The following is a 16,726-nucleotide window of genomic DNA, read 5'->3' on the forward strand; positions in this document are numbered from 1 at the left end:
GCACCTGCTCGCCGGCGCACCGGAGTCGGCATGGTGACGGGTGGCTGTACGCACGTCGAGCCGGCGAGGAGCATGGGGTCCGAACCTGGTCGCCGCAGGGTCGGCCGGGCACCCACCGTCCACGAGGGAGCGCGCCGTGCCGCCGAGCCGTCCGAGATCACTGTACCGCCTGCTCGTGCTCGTCCTCGTCCTCAGCACGACGGTGTGGGTCGCGGCGCCGGCGGGCGCGGCGACGTCGGCGCGGCACGGCGGCCGGCAGCACACGATGCCGACCGCCGGATGGGCACCGGTGCCCGGCCTCGCCCTGGCCCTGTCCGGGCCGAACATCCAGCGCTACGGCGGCGACCAGTGGATGTTCGTCCTCACCTCCGACGGCCGGCTCCGGATGAACCGGTCCTCACTGCTGACCGGCATCTGGTCGGGGTGGCGGTTCGTGCCCGGCGCCGCGAACGCCCGGTCCGCGCCCGCCACGGCCGTCTACGGCGGCGACCTGCACGTGTTCGTGCAGACGACCGACGGGCAGCTCCGCACCACCCGCTACACCCTGATGACCGACAGCTGGTCCGGATGGGAGGCCGTCCCCGGCACCGCCCATGCCCGATCCGCACCCGCCACCGCGGTCTACGGCGGCGACCTGCACCTGTTCGTCCGCACCACCGGCGGCCAGCTCCGCACGACCCGCTACACCCTGATGACCGACAGCTGGTCCGGATGGGAGGCCGTCCCCGGCGCCCCCCATGCCCGATCCGCACCCGCCACCATCGTCTACGGCGGTGAACTGCGTGTGTTCGTGCGCACCGCCGACGGTCGGATCGGCAAGACCGGCTACGACCTCATGACCGGCGGGTGGTCCGGGTGGGATCTCGTCCCCGGCAGCCCGAACGCCGCGTCCGCACCGGCCACCACCAACGTGCGCGGCGACATGCACGTGTTCGTCCGTACCGCCGACGGGCGGATCGGCGTCATCCGCTACACCCTCATGACGGACACCTGGTCAGGATGGTCGTACGTGGCGGCTCCCGCGGGTGCGCGGTCGACGCCGGGCTCGGGGGCCTGGGGCAACGAGGGGCACTACTTCGTCCAGGGCCCGCGGAACCAGATCTACCACGGCCCGAACGGGCTGTAGTCCCCGAGGAGATCTGCGCAGCAGGGCGACTGGCGGGCTCCGCCACATGGCGCGGGGCCGGCGGTGACGTACGACGCGTCGCCGCCGGCCCCGCGCTCGCTGTCAGGGCCGCCGCCGTGGCAGGCCCACCGGCTGACCCGGGACGCCGTCGTGTCCACCGGGCGTACCGGTCAGCCTCCGCAACCGAGCCGTCGTAACTGGTGGAGCGGTATTCGCGAGTTCAAACTCCGCTATTGTCACGACTTCGGTGTGTGATTCTCACCGCCGGTCCATGACTCATCACACTGTGCACGCTCCATGTCCGTCAGCAGGATTGACCTCAACCGATCAGGCGGTGGAGGCAGGCGACATGGATGAACGGTACGACTCGTACTGTGCGGTCGATCCGCTCTTCTACGACTCGTTGGCCAGCGCGAGCAGCGAGGCCGCCGGCTACGCGGCGGACCGCCCGCTCCCGGACGGCTGGGAGTGCGAGGTCAAGGACGACTGGCTGATCCACGGCCCGGTCGACGGCACCCTCCCCCCGCAGGGCTGGAAGATCCACGTGTCGGCCCGGCTGGCGAACGCCGAGCGGGTGCTGGACCGGGTGATGGACTACTGCCAGCCGCGCGGCATCCCGTTCAAGCACCTGCGCGGGCCCCGGATGCTGCTCATGCGCAACAGCAAGTACGCCCGCCGGGGCGGCAGCGGCAAGTTCATCACCGTCTACCCCCGCGACGACGCCGAACTGGAGCTGACCGCCAAGGAACTGGCGGCGCTGCTCGACGGCGAGCAGGGGCCCTACGTCCTCAGCGACCTGCGCTACGGCGACGGGCCGGTCTACCTGCGCTACGGCGGCTTCGCCGCCCGCTACTGCGTCTCCGACGACGGCCAGGTCGTGCCGGCGATCGAGGATCCCACCGGCACCCTGGTGCCCGACCGCCGGGACCCGGTCTTCCACGTGCCCGACTGGGTCACGCTGCCCGACTTCCTCGCCCCGCACCTGGCCGCCCGCAACGCCGCGAGCACCACCGAGCTGCCGTACCGGATCGAGAAGGTGATCCACTTCTCCAACGGCGGCGGCCTGTACGAGGCCCGCGACACCCGCACCGGGCAGCGGGTGGTGCTCAAGGAGGCCCGCCCGTACGCCGGACTCGACGCCACCGGCGCGGACGCGGTGACCCGGCTGCGCCGCGAGGCGCAGACGCTGCGCCGCCTCGCCGACGTGCCGCACCTGGTCCGGGTGCACGACGAGTTCCACTTCGGCGGGCACGAGTTCCTCGCCCTGACGTTCGTCGAGGGACGCCCGCTCAACCAGCTGGTGGTGGACCGCTACCCGCTGGTGCACCTCGACGCCGACCGCGCCGAGTACACCCGGTGGGCGCTGGACGTGCACCGGCAGGTGACCGAGGCGGTCGACGCCATCCACGCCCACGGCATCGTCTACGGCGACCTGCACATGTTCAACATCATGGTCGGCGACGACGGCGCCGTCACGCTGATCGACTTCGAGGTCGCCACCCCCGTCGAGGACGCGTCCCGGCCGGCGCTGCGCAACCAGGCCTTCGCCGCGCCCCGCGACCGCACCGGCGTCGACGTCGACCGGTACGCCCTGGCGTGCCTGCGACTCGCCCTGTTCCTGCCGCTGACCGCGATGCTGCGGCTGGCCCCGGACAAGGCCGCACACCTGGCCGAGGTGGTGGCCGAACACTTCCCCGTGCCCCGCGACCTGCTCGACGACACCGTCGCCGAGATCGTCGGCCACACGGCGCACGATGCCACCGAGCCCGCCGTCGGCGCACCCGACCGCAGCGGGGCGTCCGCCGCCGAACTCGTCCGGATCGACCCGGACGACTGGCCGGCGCTGCGCGACCGGCTCGCCGCCGCGATCACCGCCAGCGCCACCCCGCACCGCGAGGACCGGCTCTTCCCCGGCGACATCCGCCAGTTCAAGGGCAACGACGGCGGGCTCAACCTCGCCCACGGCGCGGCCGGGGTGCTCTGGGCGCTGCACGCAGCCGGCGCCCCCACCGACCCCGAGCACACCCGCTGGCTCATCGACCGGGTACGCGAACCGGCCTCCGGCAGCCGACTCGGCCTCTACGACGGACTGCACGGCATCGCGTACGTGCTGGACCGGCTCGGACACCGCGACGAGGCGTTGCGGCTGGTCGACCTCTGCCTCGAGCAGCCGTGGACGGAACTCGGCAACGACCTGACCGGCGGCCTGCCCGGGATCGCGCTCAACCTGTCCCACTTCGCCGACCTCACCGGCGAACGACGCTACGCCGACGCCGCCCGGCGGGCGGTCGACCTGGTCGTCGGCCGGCTCGGCGACCTCGACTCCGTCGCCGAACTCAGCGGCGGACGGCACCCGTACGCGGGGCTGATGCGCGGCGGCGCCGGCGTGGCGCTGATGCTGCTGCGCACGTACGAGCGCGACCGCGACCCCGTCCTGCTCGACCACGCCGCGACCGCGCTGCGGCAGGACCTGCGCCGGTGCGTCCTGCGCGAGGCCGGGCACCTGGAGGTCAACGAGGGCTGGCGCACCATGCCGTACCTCGCCGAGGGCAGCGTCGGCGTCGGACTGGTGCTCGACCAGTACCTGCGCCACCGCTCCGACGACGACCTGCGCGCCCGCGCCACGCAGATCCGCCGCTGCGCGGACTTCCCGTTCTACGCCCAGCCCGGCCTCTTCGCCGGCCGGGCCGGGATCGTGACCTACCTGGCCGAGCGGGGCGAGCACGAGGCCGCGCGGGAGCAGGCCCGGCTGCTGAGCTGGCACGCCCTGCCGTACCGGGGGCTCACCGCCTTCCCCGGCGACCAGTTGCTGCGGCTGTCCATGGACCTCGCCACCGGCACCGCCGGCGTGCTGAGCGCCCTGGCGGCGACCCACCCGGGGCATGCGGCCCGGCTGCCGTTCCTCACGCCCGGCGCGACGGCCACCCCCGACGCCGGCACCACCGCCGGTTGACCGGCCCACCAGCTCCCCGGGGGTCACCCCGGGGCCGATCCACCCGACTCATGTGGAAGGAGGTGCAACGACATGGCTCTGCTCGACCTCCAGGGGATGCAGCTGCCGGCCGCCGAGCGTACCGGCGGTGGCAGCCAGGCCAGCCTGCTGCTCTGCGGCGACAGCTCGCTGAGCGTCACCACCTGCAAGTGACACCCGGGTCGTCGACCCGACGACCCTGACCGATCCGCACCATCGACAGAGAAAGAGGAACCGACATGGCTCTGCTCGACCTCCAGGGGATGGAACTGCCGGCCGCCGAGCGTACCGGCGGTGGCAGCCAGGCCAGCCTGCTGCTCTGCGGCGACAGCTCGCTGAGCGTCACCACCTGCCACTGACGATCAGTTCGCCTGGCCCCGGGCCGGTTCACACCGGTCCGGGGCCGCGCGACGTGAGAGAGGTGCGATGAGCCCCGCCGACCGCCTCCTGCTGCGTGCCGTCGGGTCCGCCGGCTGGTGGACCCCGGTGCTCGCCGTGGTGACCGTGGTCGGCGTGGCGGCCGAACTGGCGCTGCCCGCGGCCCTGGGCCGCGCCGTCGACGCCGCCGTCGGCACCGCCCCCGGCGGCGCGTCGGGGCAGTGGCTCGTCGCGGTCGTCGGGCTGATCATCGTCGCGGTCGCCACCGGGGCGGTCCGCGACTACGGCACCGGCACGGCCACCGCCCGCTCCGTCGCCGCCCTGCGGCACACGCTGGCCCGGCACATCTTCGCCCTCGACCCCCGCACCGCGGCCCGCCGCCCGGTCGGTGACCTGGTGGGCCGGCTGGCCGGGCAGGTGGCCGACGCCGGTCAGGCCGCCCCGACCGTCGTCCTGGCCGGCACCGTGCTGCTGCCGCCACTGGGCAGCCTGGTGGCCCTGACCCTGATCGACCCGTGGCTCGGCCTCACCTTCGTCGTGGGGCTGCTGCTGCTGGGCGTGCTGCTGCGCAGCTTCGTCGCCGACGCCTCCGCCGCCGTCGCCGGCTACCAGCAGGCCCAGGGCGACCTCGCCGGCCGGATGGTGGAAACCCTGGCCGGGGCCCGCACCATCGCCGCCGCCGGCACCGCCGACCGGGAGGTCGAACGGGTGCTCGCGCCCGTCGCGGCCCTGCGGGCGTACGGCGCGCGGACCTGGACCGTGCTGGCCGGGGCCGCGACCCGCGGCGCGGTGCTCAACCCGCTGCTGCAACTGGCCGTCGTCGCGGTCGGCGGGCTGTCGCTGGCCGCCGGCCGGCTCACCCCGGGCGAACTGCTGGCCGCCCTGCAGTACGCGGCGCTCGGCGCCGGCCTGGGCACCGTGGTCAGCACCCTCAACAAGGCGGTCCGGGTACGGGCCGGCTGCCGGCGCGCCGCCGACGTGCTCGACGAACCGGTCCGCCGCCACGGCACCCGGCCCCTGCCCCCCGGGCCCGGCGAGCTGGAGCTGCGCGGCGTCACCGTACGCGGCGACGACGGTCAGGTGCTGCTCGACCGGGTCGACCTGCGGGTCCCCGGCGGGGCGCTGCTCGTCGTCGTCGGCCCGTCCGGCGCGGGCAAGTCGCTGCTCGCCGCCGTCGCCGGACGGCTGCGCGACCCGGACTGCGGCCAGGTACGCCTCGACGGCGTGCCGCTGCCCGAGCTGAGCGCGACGGCGCTGCACACGGCAGTCGGCTACGGCTTCGAACGGCCGGTGCTGGTCGGCGACACCGTCGGCGAGGCGGTCGGCTGCGGGGCCGACCCGGTGCCGGTGACCACCGCCGCGGCCATCCACGACTTCGTCGACCGGCTGCCGCAGCGCTACGGCACCCCGCTGGCGGACGTCGCCATGTCCGGCGGGGAACGCCAACGCCTCGGACTGGCCCGCGCGCTGCGCGCCGACCGGCTGCTGATCCTCGACGACGCAACCTCCAGCCTGGACACCGCCACCGAGTACCGGGTGACCCGCGCGCTGACCGCCACGCAGGACCGGCGTACCCGCATCGTGGTCAGCCACCGCGTCGGCATGGCCGCACGGGCGGACCTGGTGGCCTGGGTACACGGCGGACGCGTCCGCGCCCTCGCCCCGCACCGGGTGTTGTGGGGCGACCCCGACTACCGGGCGGTGTTCCGCGCGTGAGCACGGTCGGCGAGGTGACCCGGGCGGCGCTGCGGGAGCGCCGCGCCGAGTTGTGGCGGCTCGGGGGCTGGTCCCTGGCCGAGGCGCTGCCGGCGATGCTCGCCGGGCTGCTCACCGCGCGGGCCGTCGACGACGGATTCCTCGCCGGCCGCCCCGCGACCGGGCTGCTCTGGCTGGGTCTGCTCGCCGCCGCCGTGCTCGTCGGCGCGGTCGGCACCAACCGGGCGTACGCCCTGCTCGGCGACGTGGTCGAACCGTTCCGCGACGACCTGCTGCGCCGCGTGGTCGCCGGTGCCCTGGCCGGCGCGACCGGCGGCCGGGGTGACGACGCGGCGGTGGCCCGGCTGACCCACCAGGTCGAGATGGTCCGCGACACCTACGCCGGCCTGCTGATGGTGGTACGCGGATTCCTGTTCGCCGCCGGAGCCGCCCTCGTCGGCCTGTTCTCGCTGGCCGCGCCGGTCGCCCTGCTGGTGGCGGTGCCGGTGCTGGCCGGTCTGGGCCTGTTCGCGGCGGCCCTGCCGGCGATGGTCGCCCGGCAACGCGAGTACGTGCTCGCCGACGAGGACCTGGGCCGCGTCGCCGTAGCCGCGGTCACCGGGCACCGCGACGTGACGGTCAGCGGCGCGCGGGACCGGGTCACCGACTGGGTCGGCGGGTACGTCGACGCCCAGGCCCGGGTGGAGCGACGCCTGGCCACGATGGCCGTCACCCGGGGGCTGACGCTGGCCGTCGGCGGATGGCTGCCGGTGCCGGTGGTGCTGCTGGCCACCCCGTGGCTGGTCCGGCAGGGGCTCGGGCCGGGCGCGGTGCTGGGCGCCCTGGTCTACGTCGTACGCGGCGTGCAGCCCGCCCTGCACGCCCTGGTCCAGGGGATCGCCGCAGGCGGGCTCCGCTTCGCCGTCACCCTCGACCGGCTGCTGCGCACCGGCACACCCGACCCGGCGACCACCGGTACGCCGACCGCCGCCCCGGTCACGGCGATGGCCCGCACGCCGGCGCTGTCCCTGCGCGGCGTGACCTTCCGCTACGGCCCGCACGCCGAACCGGTGCTCGACCGACTCGACCTCGACGTGCCGGCCGACGACCACCTGGTGATCGTGGGCGCGAGCGGCATCGGCAAGTCCACCCTCGCCGGGCTGATCGCCGGGGTGCTGCACCCGCAGGGCGGCGTCGTCCACCTCGGCGGGACGCCGGTGGCCGGCGCGACCCCGACGGAGCTGGCCGACCGACGCGTCCTGATCCCGCAGGAGGCGTACGTCTTCACCGGCACGCTGCGCGACAACCTCACCTACCTGCACCCGGACCTGCCCGACGCGGCGCTCACCCGGGCGGCGGCCCGCCTCGGCCTCACCGGGCTGCTGGACCGGCTCGGCGGCTACGACGCCACGCTGCGCCCGGCGGGCCTGTCCGCCGGGGAACGCCAGCAACTGGCGCTGCTGCGGGCCTGGGTGTCGCCCGCGCCGCTGATGATCCTCGACGAGGCGACCTGCCACCTGGACCCGGCGACCGAGGCCCGGCTGGAGACGGCCTTCGCCGAGCGCCCCGGGACGCTGGTGGTCATCGCGCACCGGCTCAGCTCCGCGCTGCGCGCCCGCCGCGTCCTGCTGCTCGACGGGCGCACCGCGCTCGTCGACACCCATCAGGGGCTGCTCGACCGCTCGGCGGCGTACCGGGAACTCGTCGGCTACGGAACGGCGGGCACCGACGAGGTCAGATCCAGCCCGCCTCGCGGGCGATCCGCACCGCTTCCAGCCGGGTACGCGCACCCGTCTTCGCCATGATCCGCGACAGGTGGTTGCGCACCGTGCCGGCGGACAGGGCCAGCCTCGCCGCGATCTCCCGCACCGGATGGCCCTCGGCCGCCACGTCGAGCACCTCCCGCTCGCGCGGCGTCAACGGACTGTCGCTCATCTCCAGCACCGCGACGACCAGCTCCGGGTCGAGGACCACCTCCCCGGCCGCGAGCTGACGCACCGCCTCGGCGATGCGCCCGGGCGGCACGTCGTGGCTCAGGAAACCGATCCGCCGGCCGTGTTCGGCGAGCACCGGCGCCAGGCGGGCGGTCCGCCGCTGCTCGATCAGGACCAGCAACCGGGTGCTCGCATCGGCCCGGACCGAACCGGTCGGCTCGGCGGACATCAGCTCGGTGAGGTGCTCCGGGGTCAGCGTGTCGACGTCGACGACGGCGACGTCGGGACGCTCGGCCCGCAGGGCGGCCCGGAACTCGTGCGGCGTCTCCGCCTCCCCGACGACCTTGATGTCGTCCTCGGCCGCCAACAGGTGCGCGAGCGCACCCCGGACCAGCCCGCCCTTGAGCGCGAGCAGCGTGCGGACCATACCGACTCCCCGTCAACAACCCCCGTTGCCTGACGTCCCGTGCGCAGCTGATGACGCACGGTCAAGAATCCTATTGAAAGGACTCCCTACGCGGTAGCCATGGTCAGCATGTCGTCAGATCCAGCCCGCATCCTGGGCGCGCTGGACCGCCTCCCACCGGTTGCGCCCACCGGTCTTGCGCAGCAGAGCCGAGACATGGTTGCGCACCGTCCCGGGCGCCAGGTGCAGCTGGGCGGCGATCTGCCGGTCCGGCAGCCCCCGCGCCGCCGCGACGGCCACCTCCTGCTCCCGCTCCGTCAACGGGTTCACCGCCGCGTCCAGGGCGGCCAGCGCGGCCTGCGGGTCGATCATCCGCTGCCCGTCGGCGACGGCGCGCAGCTGCTCGACCAACTCCTCCGGTGGCACGTCCTTGGCGATGACGCCCCGCACCCGACCCCGCAACGCCCGCCGCAGCGTCCTCGCGGTACGCCGGGCGGTCAGACCCACCACGGCGCAGTCGGGCAGCCGCGCGTGCAGGCGTCCGGTCAGGACGGTGAGATCGTCGACCGCGTCCAGGTCCACCAGAACCAGGTCCGGCCGCCCCGCCGCCACGGTCGCCACGGCGTCCTGGTCCGGGTCGCACTCGCCCACCGTCTCGAATCCGGGCGTGGCGGTGAGGACCGCGACCACCAGCGTCCGCAGCAGGCCCGGTTCCGCGACCAGCCCGACCCGGACCGCCGCGTCCGCGACCCCCGTGGGTCGGTCCACGACGGGCCTCGGATCATCCCGTACGTCGTCCACACCGTCACGATGCCCCGAACTCACGCGACCCCTCCCTTCGCGGCCACCCGGACGACCTCGACGAGCGCGGCCCGCCGGCTGCCGTCGGGGCGGGCCGCGCCGCCTACGATCAGCAGCGTCCTGCCGGCACGGGACGGACCCGAGCACGCGCACATCCCACCGGCCGGCAGGCTCGGGCTCAGGTCCGACCGGACCGTCCGGCCACCGGAGGATCCGACCCTTGCTCGTACGGCTCCGACGCCCATGCACCCCTCCCCTCGCCGCTACCTGAGACATCGCGAGAGCACGGCGGAACGCAACAACGTCTTCCCGTGCCGGCAACCACCGGGGGGTCGGCTGTGCACAGTGGCCGGCGTATCGATAACGTTCCGTTGACCCGTCGGTGACAAAGGTGCCTCGGATACCCATGACCACAGCGATCGAGCCGGAACTCGTCCGGCGGGCCGTCGACGGCGACCGCGCGGCGATGGCTGCCCTGCTGACCGAGGTACGGCCACGGCTCGTGCGCTACTGCCGGGCCCGGCTGGGCCGCACGGGCGGCGCGTACACCACCGCCGACGACGTCGCCCAGGAGGTGTGCCTGGCGGTGCTGAAGGCCCTCCCCCGCTACCGCGAGCAGGGCAGGCCGTTCTCGGCGTTCGTCTTCGCCGTCGCGGCGAACAAGGTCGCCGACGCCCAACGGGCGGCCGTACGCAACTCCACCGTCGACGTCACCGACGCCGCGCTGGACCGACCGGACGGCGCGCCCGGGCCGGAGCAGCAGGCCGTCGCGACGGACCTCGCCCGGCGGCTCTCGGCGCTGCTGCACCGCCTGCCCGACGCCCAGCGGGAGATCATCACCCTGCGGGTGGCGGTCGGCCTCACCGCCGAGGAGGTCGGCACGATCCTCGGAATGTCGGCCGCAGCCGTACGGGTGGCCCAGTCCCGCGCGCTCGCCCGGCTCCGTACGCTCGCCGGCAACGGACTGGATGAGGTGGCGGCATGAGCGAACGCCGGCAGGGCGATGGCGAGGAGCCGGACCTCGCCATCGTCGCCCACGACGATCTGCTGCTCGACGCGCTCGGGCGGGGCGGGGAGCAGCCCGACGGCGACGTCGTCGGCGCGATGCTGGCCGCCTGGCGGGACGACCTCACCGTCGGGATGGACGACGACCGGGACGCCACGGCCACGCCGAGCGTCGACCGTCCGGTTCGTGCCGACACCCGTACGTCGGCGGCACCGGCCACGGACGTCCTCCCGGCGGTCGCACCGCTCCGACAGCGACCGCTGCGGCGGCGTGTCCTGCGACTGGCCGCCGCCGCGGTCGCCGCCCTGGTGCTGGCGACCGGGCTCGGGATCGGCAGCCGCGAAGCGGGGCCGTCCAGTCCGCTGTGGTCGCTGACCAAGGTCCTCTACCCCGAGCGGGCGCAGGTACGCGTCATCGAGGACACCATCGACCGTGCCCGGGAGGCGATCGCGGCGGGACGGTTCGACGAGGCCGCGCAGTTGATCGACCGGGCCCGCCGGGACCTGCCCCGAGTCGGCGATCCCGCCGAGGCCGACCGGCTACGCGCCGAACTCGACCGGCTGCGGGCAGAGATCGACGCCGCACAACGCGACGCGTCCGCCCCGGCGTGCCCCACGTGGCCGCAGTGCGCGACCTCACCGCAGCCGTCGGCACCCCGGGCACCCTCGCCCGGCGTGCCGGGCGGCACCGGCGCCCCGGTACCCCGTACCGCCACCGCGGAGCCACCGGCAGCACCGGCGCCGTCGCCACCGCCGTCGCCGACCTCTGACGGCGGCCTCCTGCCGCCGTTGCCCGGGCTGCCCCTGCCGACGCTGCCCGGCCCGTCGGTGCTGCCGTCGCTGCCGGGTCTGCCGCTGCCCAGCGTGGACCTGCTCGGCTGACGCCGCCATGGTCGCGGTCGAGGACGTCGCGCGGCGAGTCGTCGCCGTGCCGCCGCTGGCGCATACGGCTCAGGCGGTGACCGGGGTGGTGCCGTTCACGGGCCGGGCAGTTGGTCGCGGCGACGGATGAGGTACGCCGTCTCGGCGGTGTTGCCCGCCAACCCGATGGCCCGGTCGTAGGCTGCCCGCGACTCCTCGCTGCGGCCCAGCCGGCGCAGCAGGTCGGCGCGGGTGGCGTGGAAGGCGCGGTAGCCCTCCAGCGGCAGATCGTCCACCTCCGCCAGGGCGACCTGCGGACCGTCGAACTCGGCGACCGCGATCGCTCGGTTGAGCCGCACGATCGGCGAGGGGTCGAGACGAGTCAACTGGTCGTAGAGCGCGACGACCTGTGACCAGTCAGTGGCGCGGATGTCAGGGGCGTCGGTGTGCACGGCGTTGACGGCGGCGAGGATCTGGTAACGCCCCGGCGCTTCGCCAGAGGCGAGGCACGCGCGGACCAGGGCGTGACCCTCGGCGATCAGTTCGCGGTCCCAGGCCCCGCGGACCTGCTCGTCGAGGGTGACCAGATCACCGCTCGCCGACACCCGCGCGGCCCGACGGGCCTCCGTCAGGAGCATCAACGCCAGGAGTCCGGCGACCTCGCCGTCCGTCGGCATCAGGGCACGGACCAGCCGGGTCAGCCGGATCGCCTCGGCGGTCAGGTCGCTGCGGACCGCCTCCTTCCCGGGGTCCGAGGCCAGGTAGCCCTCGTTGAAGATCAGGTACAGGACGGCGAGCACGCCAGTCACCCGGGCCGGGAGATCCTCACGAAACGGCACGCCGTAGGGGATCCTCGCCGCCTTGATCTTCGCCTTCGCGCGGGTGATCCGCCGGTCCATGGCGGTCTCCCGGACCAGGAACGCGCGGGCGATCTCGGGCACGGTGAGCCCGCCGACCATCCGCAGGGTCAGCGCAACCCGTGCCTCGATGGCGAGGGCGGGGTGGCAGCAGGTGAAGACGAGGCGGAGCCGATCGTCGTCGATGGCGCCGAGGGGCTCAGGGGTGTCGAACAGCAGCAGCGCCTCCTTCTGCTTCTCCTCGCGCCTGACCTCGCGCCGGATCCGGTCGATGGCCTTGCGGCGGGCGGTGGTGGTGAGCCACGCGCCGGGGCTCGGTGGGACGCCGTCGACCGGCCAGCGCTCGACGGCGGTCGCGAACGCCTCGGCGGCCATCTCCTCGGCGATGTCGAGGTCCCCGAAGCGTCTGGCCAGAGTTGCGACCACCCGGGCCCACTCCTCGCGGTGGACCCGGGTGATCACCTCGTCGACGTCGGTCATCCCAGGAACGGCCGGAGCTCGACCCTCCGGTTGCAGTGCTTCGACCCCAGGGCGGCGAGCCGGAGCGCCACGTCGAGGTGGGGAACCTCGATGATCCAGAAGCCGCCGACGTACTCCTTGGATTCCAGGTACGGTCCGTCGGTGAAGAACACCTCGGCGGCCCGGCCGTCGACGACGGTGGCCGTGCTGGGCGCCGCGAGGCCGCCGGCGAAGACCCAGTGGCCCTCGGCCTGAAGGTGCTCGTTGAAGGCTTCGATCGAGGCCATCTCCTCGGCGGTGGCGGAGTCGGTCGTGTCGTCGAGCACGGAAATCAGGTACTGCGCCACCGGGATCGTCTCCTGTCGTCGGGTGGCCGCCCCTCGGCCGCCTTCCACCCCTGCTACGAACGCCGCTGCCTCGATCCGACACGCTCCACCGAGATTGCTTCGACGATTCTCGTACGCCACGCGGTGCGACGGCCCATCGGATCTCAGCCGAGTCCGGCGTCACGGCCGATGCCAAGGCGGGGCGGGGCGGGGCGGACCGGCGACGGGCGTGCCGGCCGGAGGATCGCCGTCCGAGCGGCGGTGGCTACGGGGCGCGGCGACCGGGCATGACCGTTCGACACTCCCGGCGCCGTCATGGCCCCACGGGGACAGCGCTGAGCACCGTCGAAGCGGATCTGGAAATGCAGTCAGGGCCACCCCCTGAGGGGTGGCCCTGACTATGAAGATGTCCGGCGGTGTCCTACTCTCCCACACCCTCCCGAGTGCAGTACCATCGGCGCTGGAGGGCTTAGCTTCCGGGTTCGGAATGTTACCGGGCGTTTCCCCTCCGCCATGACCGCCGTAACTCTATGAACATGTCAAAACAACCCTTTCGCGGGTGTTCGCTTGTTCAGAGTTGCACAGTGGACGCGTAGCAGCTTGGTAGTCAAGTCCTCGGCCTATTAGTACCGGTCAACTGAACCCGTTACCGGGCTTACATTTCCGGCCTATCAACCCAGTCGTCTAGCTGGGGGCCTTACCCCACAAAGTGGGTGGGATACCTCATCTTGAAGCGAGCTTCCCGCTTAGATGCTTTCAGCGGTTATCCCTTCCGAACGTAGCTAACCAGCCGTGCCCCTGGCGGGACAACTGGCACACCAGAGGTTCGTCCGTCCCGGTCCTCTCGTACTAGGGACAGCCCTTCTCAAGTATCCTACGCGCACGGCGGATAGGGACCGAACTGTCTCACGACGTTCTAAACCCAGCTCGCGTACCGCTTTAATGGGCGAACAGCCCAACCCTTGGGACCTGCTACAGCCCCAGGATGCGACGAGCCGACATCGAGGTGCCAAACCATCCCGTCGATATGGACTCTTGGGGAAGATCAGCCTGTTATCCCCGGGGTACCTTTTATCCGTTGAGCGACACCGCTTCCACTCGCAAGTGCCGGATCACTAGTCCCGACTTTCGTCCCTGCTCGACCTGTCAGTCTCACAGTCAAGCTCCCTTGTGTACTTGCACTCAACACCTGATTGCCAACCAGGCTGAGGGAACCTTTGGGCGCCTCCGTTACCCTTTAGGAGGCAACCGCCCCAGTTAAACTACCCACCAGACACTGTCCCTGAACCGGATAACGGTCCGAAGTTAGATACCCAAATCAACCAGAGTGGTATTTCAAGATTGCCTCCACCCATACTGGCGTATGGACTTCACCGGCTCCCACCTATCCTACACAAGCTAATTCGGATACCAATGTCAAGCTATAGTAAAGGTCCCGGGGTCTTTCCGTCCTGCCGCGCGTAACGAGCATCTTTACTCGTACTGCAATTTCGCCGGGCCTGTGGTTGAGACAGTGGGGAAGTCGTTACGCCATTCGTGCAGGTCGGAACTTACCCGACAAGGAATTTCGCTACCTTAGGATGGTTATAGTTACCACCGCCGTTTACTGGCGCTTAAGTTCTCCGCTTCGCCCCGAAGAGCTAACAGGTCCCCTTAACGTTCCAGCACCGGGCAGGCGTCAGTCCATATACATCGAATTACTTCTTCGCATGGACCTGTGTTTTTAGTAAACAGTCGCTTCCCCCTGCTCTCTGCGGCCATACAACGCTCCACCCGCGCGGGGCTTCACGTCTCCGGCCCCCCTTCTCCCTAAGTTACGGGGGCAATTTGCCGAGTTCCTTAACCACAGTTCGCCCGATCGCCTCGGTATTCTCTACCTGACCACCTGTGTCGGTTTGGGGTACGGGCCGCTCAGAACTCGCTAGAGGCTTTTCTCGGCAGCATAGGATCACTGACTTCACCTGAATCGGCTCGGCATCACGTCTCAGCCTATATGCACCACGGATTTGCCTATGGTGCGGCCTACACGCTTACCCCGGCACAACCACCGGCCGGGATCAGCTACCTTCCTGCGTCACCCCATCGCTTGACTACTACCCGCCAGGTTCCCACGCTCCCCAACCTCAACCCGAAGGTCTTGGCTGGTTTGGGTGGTTAGCACAACGAGGTTCATCAGGGACGCTCTTTCGCGGGTACGGGAATATCAACCCGTTGTCCATCGACTACGCCTCTCGGCCTCGCCTTAGGTCCCGACTCACCCAGGGCGGATTAGCCTGGCCCTGGAACCCTTGGTCATCCGGCGGAAGGGTTTCTCACCCTTCTTTCGCTACTCATGCCTGCATTCTCACTCGTGCCGCGTCCACAACTGGGTCACCCCGCTGCTTCACCCCCGGCACGACGCTCCCCTACCCATCCACACACCTGCACAAGGAATCAAGTCCAAGCGAGGTTGAAATGTGAATGCCACAGCTTCGGCGGTGTGCTTGAGCCCCGCTACATTGTCGGCGCGGAACCACTTGACCAGTGAGCTATTACGCACTCTTTAAAGGGTGGCTGCTTCTAAGCCAACCTCCTGGTTGTCTATGCGACCCCACATCCTTTTCCACTTAGCACACGCTTAGGGGCCTTAGCTGGTGATCTGGGCTGTTTCCCTCTCGACTACGAAGCTTATCCCCCGCAGTCTCACTGCCGCGCTCTCACTTACCGGCATTCGGAGTTTGGCTGATTTCGGTAAGCTTGTGGGCCCCCTAGACCATCCAGTGCTCTACCTCCGGCAAGAAACACGCGACGCTGCACCTAAATGCATTTCGGGGAGAACCAGCTATCACGGAGTTTGATTGGCCTTTCACCCCTAACCACAGGTCATCCCCCAACTTTTCAACGTTGGTGGGTTCGGCCCTCCACGCGGTCTTACCCGCGCTTCAGCCTGCCCATGGCTAGATCACTCCGCTTCGGGTCTAGGACATGCGACTCGATCGCCCTATTCAGACTCGCTTTCGCTACGGCTCCCCCACACGGGTTAACCTCGCCACATGCCACTAACTCGCAGGCTCATTCTTCAAAAGGCACGCCGTCACCCCGCAAGGCTCCGACGGATTGTAGGCGAACGGTTTCAGGTACTATTTCACTCCCCTCCCGGGGTACTTTTCACCATTCCCTCACGGTACTCGTCCGCTATCGGTCACCAGGAAGTATTTAGGCTTACCAGGTGGTCCTGGCAGATTCACGGCAGATTTCAGGGGTCCGCCGCTACTCGGGAACACCCACAGAAGGTCAGCAACTTTCACCTACCGGACTCTCACCGCCTACGGTCAGCCATTCCAGACTGTTCGGCTAGCCACTGACTTTATAACTCCTCGAACAAGTGTCAGCTTGTTCAGCAGGGTCCCACAACCCCGACCACGCAACCCCTGACAGGTATCACACGCAGCCGGTTTAGCCTCAATCCGCTTTCGCTCGCCACTACTCACGGAATCACTAAATTGTTTTCTCTTCCTACGGGTACTGAGATGTTTCACTTCCCCGCGTTCCCCCCACACACCCTATGTGTTCAGGTGCGGGTGACACCACATGACTGGTGCCGGGTTTCCCCATTCGGACACCCTGGGATCACAGCTTGGTTGACAGCTCCCCCAGGCCTATCGCGGCCTCCCACGTCCTTCATCGGCTCCTGGTGCCAAGGCATCCACCGTTCGCCCTTGACAACTTGACCACAAAGATGCTCGCGTCCACTGTGCAATTCTCAACAAACGACCAACCCACAACCAGAAACACCCCACACCAAACGCCACCACAGTGACCGGTATGCAGGGCCAGGTCATGCCTGGCAACCAACCCCCACCACAGGTGAGGTCATGGCTCTGAAAGACAACCCACGGGTTGTTCCTTCAGGACCCAACAGGGTGCT

General features: G+C 70.7%; 12 protein-coding genes and 2 rRNA genes. 8 read left to right on the forward strand and 6 right to left on the reverse strand.

What is annotated here, in order from left to right; translation table 11 throughout:
- The first annotated feature begins 175 nt into the window (after positions 1 to 175).
- The 6 genes from ACPFP2_RS21795 (at position 176) to ACPFP2_RS21820 (ending at position 7,975) form a co-directional block, all read left to right on the forward strand.
- Entirely contained in the window at positions 176 to 1,126 is a 951-nt protein-coding gene (locus tag ACPFP2_RS21795) for a hypothetical protein (protein WP_424091025.1), read from the forward strand.
- Positions 1,127 to 1,475: 349 nt separating this feature from the next.
- Entirely contained in the window at positions 1,476 to 4,079 is a 2,604-nt protein-coding gene (gene lanKC, locus ACPFP2_RS21800) for a class III lanthionine synthetase LanKC (RefSeq protein WP_424091026.1), read from the forward strand.
- A gap of 72 nt (positions 4,080 to 4,151) precedes the next feature.
- The gene (locus tag ACPFP2_RS21805; protein ID WP_091302791.1) at positions 4,152 to 4,271 is read left to right on the forward strand and encodes a SapB/AmfS family lanthipeptide; all 120 of its coding nucleotides are present in this window, start codon (positions 4,152 to 4,154) and stop codon (positions 4,269 to 4,271) included.
- A gap of 65 nt (positions 4,272 to 4,336) precedes the next feature.
- Complete coding sequence (locus ACPFP2_RS21810; protein WP_091302793.1) at positions 4,337 to 4,456, forward strand: SapB/AmfS family lanthipeptide; 120 nt, start codon at positions 4,337 to 4,339, stop codon at positions 4,454 to 4,456.
- Between the two features lie 67 nt (positions 4,457 to 4,523).
- Entirely contained in the window at positions 4,524 to 6,191 is a 1,668-nt protein-coding gene (locus ACPFP2_RS21815) for an ABC transporter ATP-binding protein (RefSeq protein WP_424091027.1), read from the forward strand.
- The gene (locus ACPFP2_RS21820; protein ID WP_424091028.1) at positions 6,188 to 7,975 is read left to right on the forward strand and encodes an ATP-binding cassette domain-containing protein; all 1,788 of its coding nucleotides are present in this window, start codon (positions 6,188 to 6,190) and stop codon (positions 7,973 to 7,975) included. The genes ACPFP2_RS21815 and ACPFP2_RS21820 overlap by 4 nt, the downstream gene beginning before the upstream one ends.
- Here ACPFP2_RS21820 and ACPFP2_RS21825 read toward each other — a convergent pair.
- Positions 7,905 to 8,531 carry a response regulator transcription factor gene (locus ACPFP2_RS21825; RefSeq protein ID WP_424091029.1) on the reverse strand — a complete coding sequence of 209 codons (627 nt, stop codon included), beginning with the start codon at positions 8,529 to 8,531 and terminating at the stop codon, positions 7,905 to 7,907. The two genes, ACPFP2_RS21820 and ACPFP2_RS21825, sit on opposite strands and share 71 nt — an antisense overlap.
- Before the next feature lie 114 nt (positions 8,532 to 8,645).
- Entirely contained in the window at positions 8,646 to 9,278 is a 633-nt protein-coding gene (locus tag ACPFP2_RS21830) for a response regulator transcription factor (RefSeq protein WP_424091030.1), read from the reverse strand.
- A 439-nt stretch (positions 9,279 to 9,717) separates the two neighbouring features.
- Here ACPFP2_RS21830 and shbA point away from each other — a divergent pair, with 439 nt between their 5' ends.
- Together shbA and ACPFP2_RS21840 are read left to right on the forward strand one after the other, a co-directional pair.
- Positions 9,718 to 10,296, forward strand: a complete 579-nt coding sequence (gene shbA / locus ACPFP2_RS21835) for an RNA polymerase sigma factor ShbA (protein ID WP_424091031.1) — start codon at positions 9,718 to 9,720, stop codon at positions 10,294 to 10,296.
- Positions 10,293 to 11,198: an anti-sigma-D factor RsdA gene (locus ACPFP2_RS21840; protein WP_424091032.1), complete on the forward strand. Its 906-nt coding sequence runs from the start codon at positions 10,293 to 10,295 to the stop codon at positions 11,196 to 11,198. The genes shbA and ACPFP2_RS21840 overlap by 4 nt, the downstream gene beginning before the upstream one ends.
- A gap of 95 nt (positions 11,199 to 11,293) precedes the next feature.
- On the opposite strand, the gene ACPFP2_RS21845 is transcribed toward ACPFP2_RS21840, so the two are convergent.
- The 4 genes from ACPFP2_RS21845 to ACPFP2_RS21860 all read right to left on the reverse strand — a co-directional run bounded on the left by ACPFP2_RS21845 (position 11,294) and on the right by ACPFP2_RS21860 (position 16,531).
- On the reverse strand, positions 11,294 to 12,514 hold the full coding sequence (locus tag ACPFP2_RS21845) for an RNA polymerase sigma factor (protein ID WP_424091033.1): 1,221 nt from the start codon (positions 12,512 to 12,514) through the stop codon (positions 11,294 to 11,296).
- A complete protein-coding gene (locus tag ACPFP2_RS21850) occupies positions 12,511 to 12,840 on the reverse strand; it encodes a YciI family protein (protein WP_424091034.1) in 330 nt (109 codons plus the stop codon). The genes ACPFP2_RS21845 and ACPFP2_RS21850 overlap by 4 nt, the downstream gene beginning before the upstream one ends.
- Positions 12,841 to 13,227: 387 nt before the next feature.
- Positions 13,228 to 13,344: ribosomal RNA gene (gene rrf, locus ACPFP2_RS21855) — 5S ribosomal RNA — on the reverse strand.
- A gap of 78 nt (positions 13,345 to 13,422) precedes the next feature.
- A 23S ribosomal RNA gene (locus ACPFP2_RS21860) occupies positions 13,423 to 16,531 on the reverse strand.
- Between the last annotated feature and the right edge of the window lie 195 nt (positions 16,532 to 16,726).

The sequence above is a fragment of the Micromonospora citrea genome, from assembly GCF_049629545.1.
In the GTDB taxonomy this organism is placed as follows: domain Bacteria; phylum Actinomycetota; class Actinomycetes; order Mycobacteriales; family Micromonosporaceae; genus Micromonospora; species Micromonospora citrea_A.

Coding starts and splice junctions, on each gene's coding strand:
- lanKC (WP_424091026.1), top strand. CDS start 1,476: ATGGATGAACGGTACGACTCGTACTGTGCGGTCGATCCGCTCTTCTAC.
- ACPFP2_RS21805 (WP_091302791.1), top strand. CDS start 4,152: ATGGCTCTGCTCGACCTCCAGGGGATGCAGCTGCCGGCCGCCGAGCGT.
- ACPFP2_RS21810 (WP_091302793.1), top strand. CDS start 4,337: ATGGCTCTGCTCGACCTCCAGGGGATGGAACTGCCGGCCGCCGAGCGT.
- ACPFP2_RS21815 (WP_424091027.1), top strand. CDS start 4,524: ATGAGCCCCGCCGACCGCCTCCTGCTGCGTGCCGTCGGGTCCGCCGGC.
- ACPFP2_RS21825 (WP_424091029.1), bottom strand. CDS start 8,531: ATGGTCCGCACGCTGCTCGCGCTCAAGGGCGGGCTGGTCCGGGGTGCG.
- shbA (WP_424091031.1), top strand. CDS start 9,718: ATGACCACAGCGATCGAGCCGGAACTCGTCCGGCGGGCCGTCGACGGC.
- ACPFP2_RS21840 (WP_424091032.1), top strand. CDS start 10,293: ATGAGCGAACGCCGGCAGGGCGATGGCGAGGAGCCGGACCTCGCCATC.
- ACPFP2_RS21845 (WP_424091033.1), bottom strand. CDS start 12,514: ATGACCGACGTCGACGAGGTGATCACCCGGGTCCACCGCGAGGAGTGG.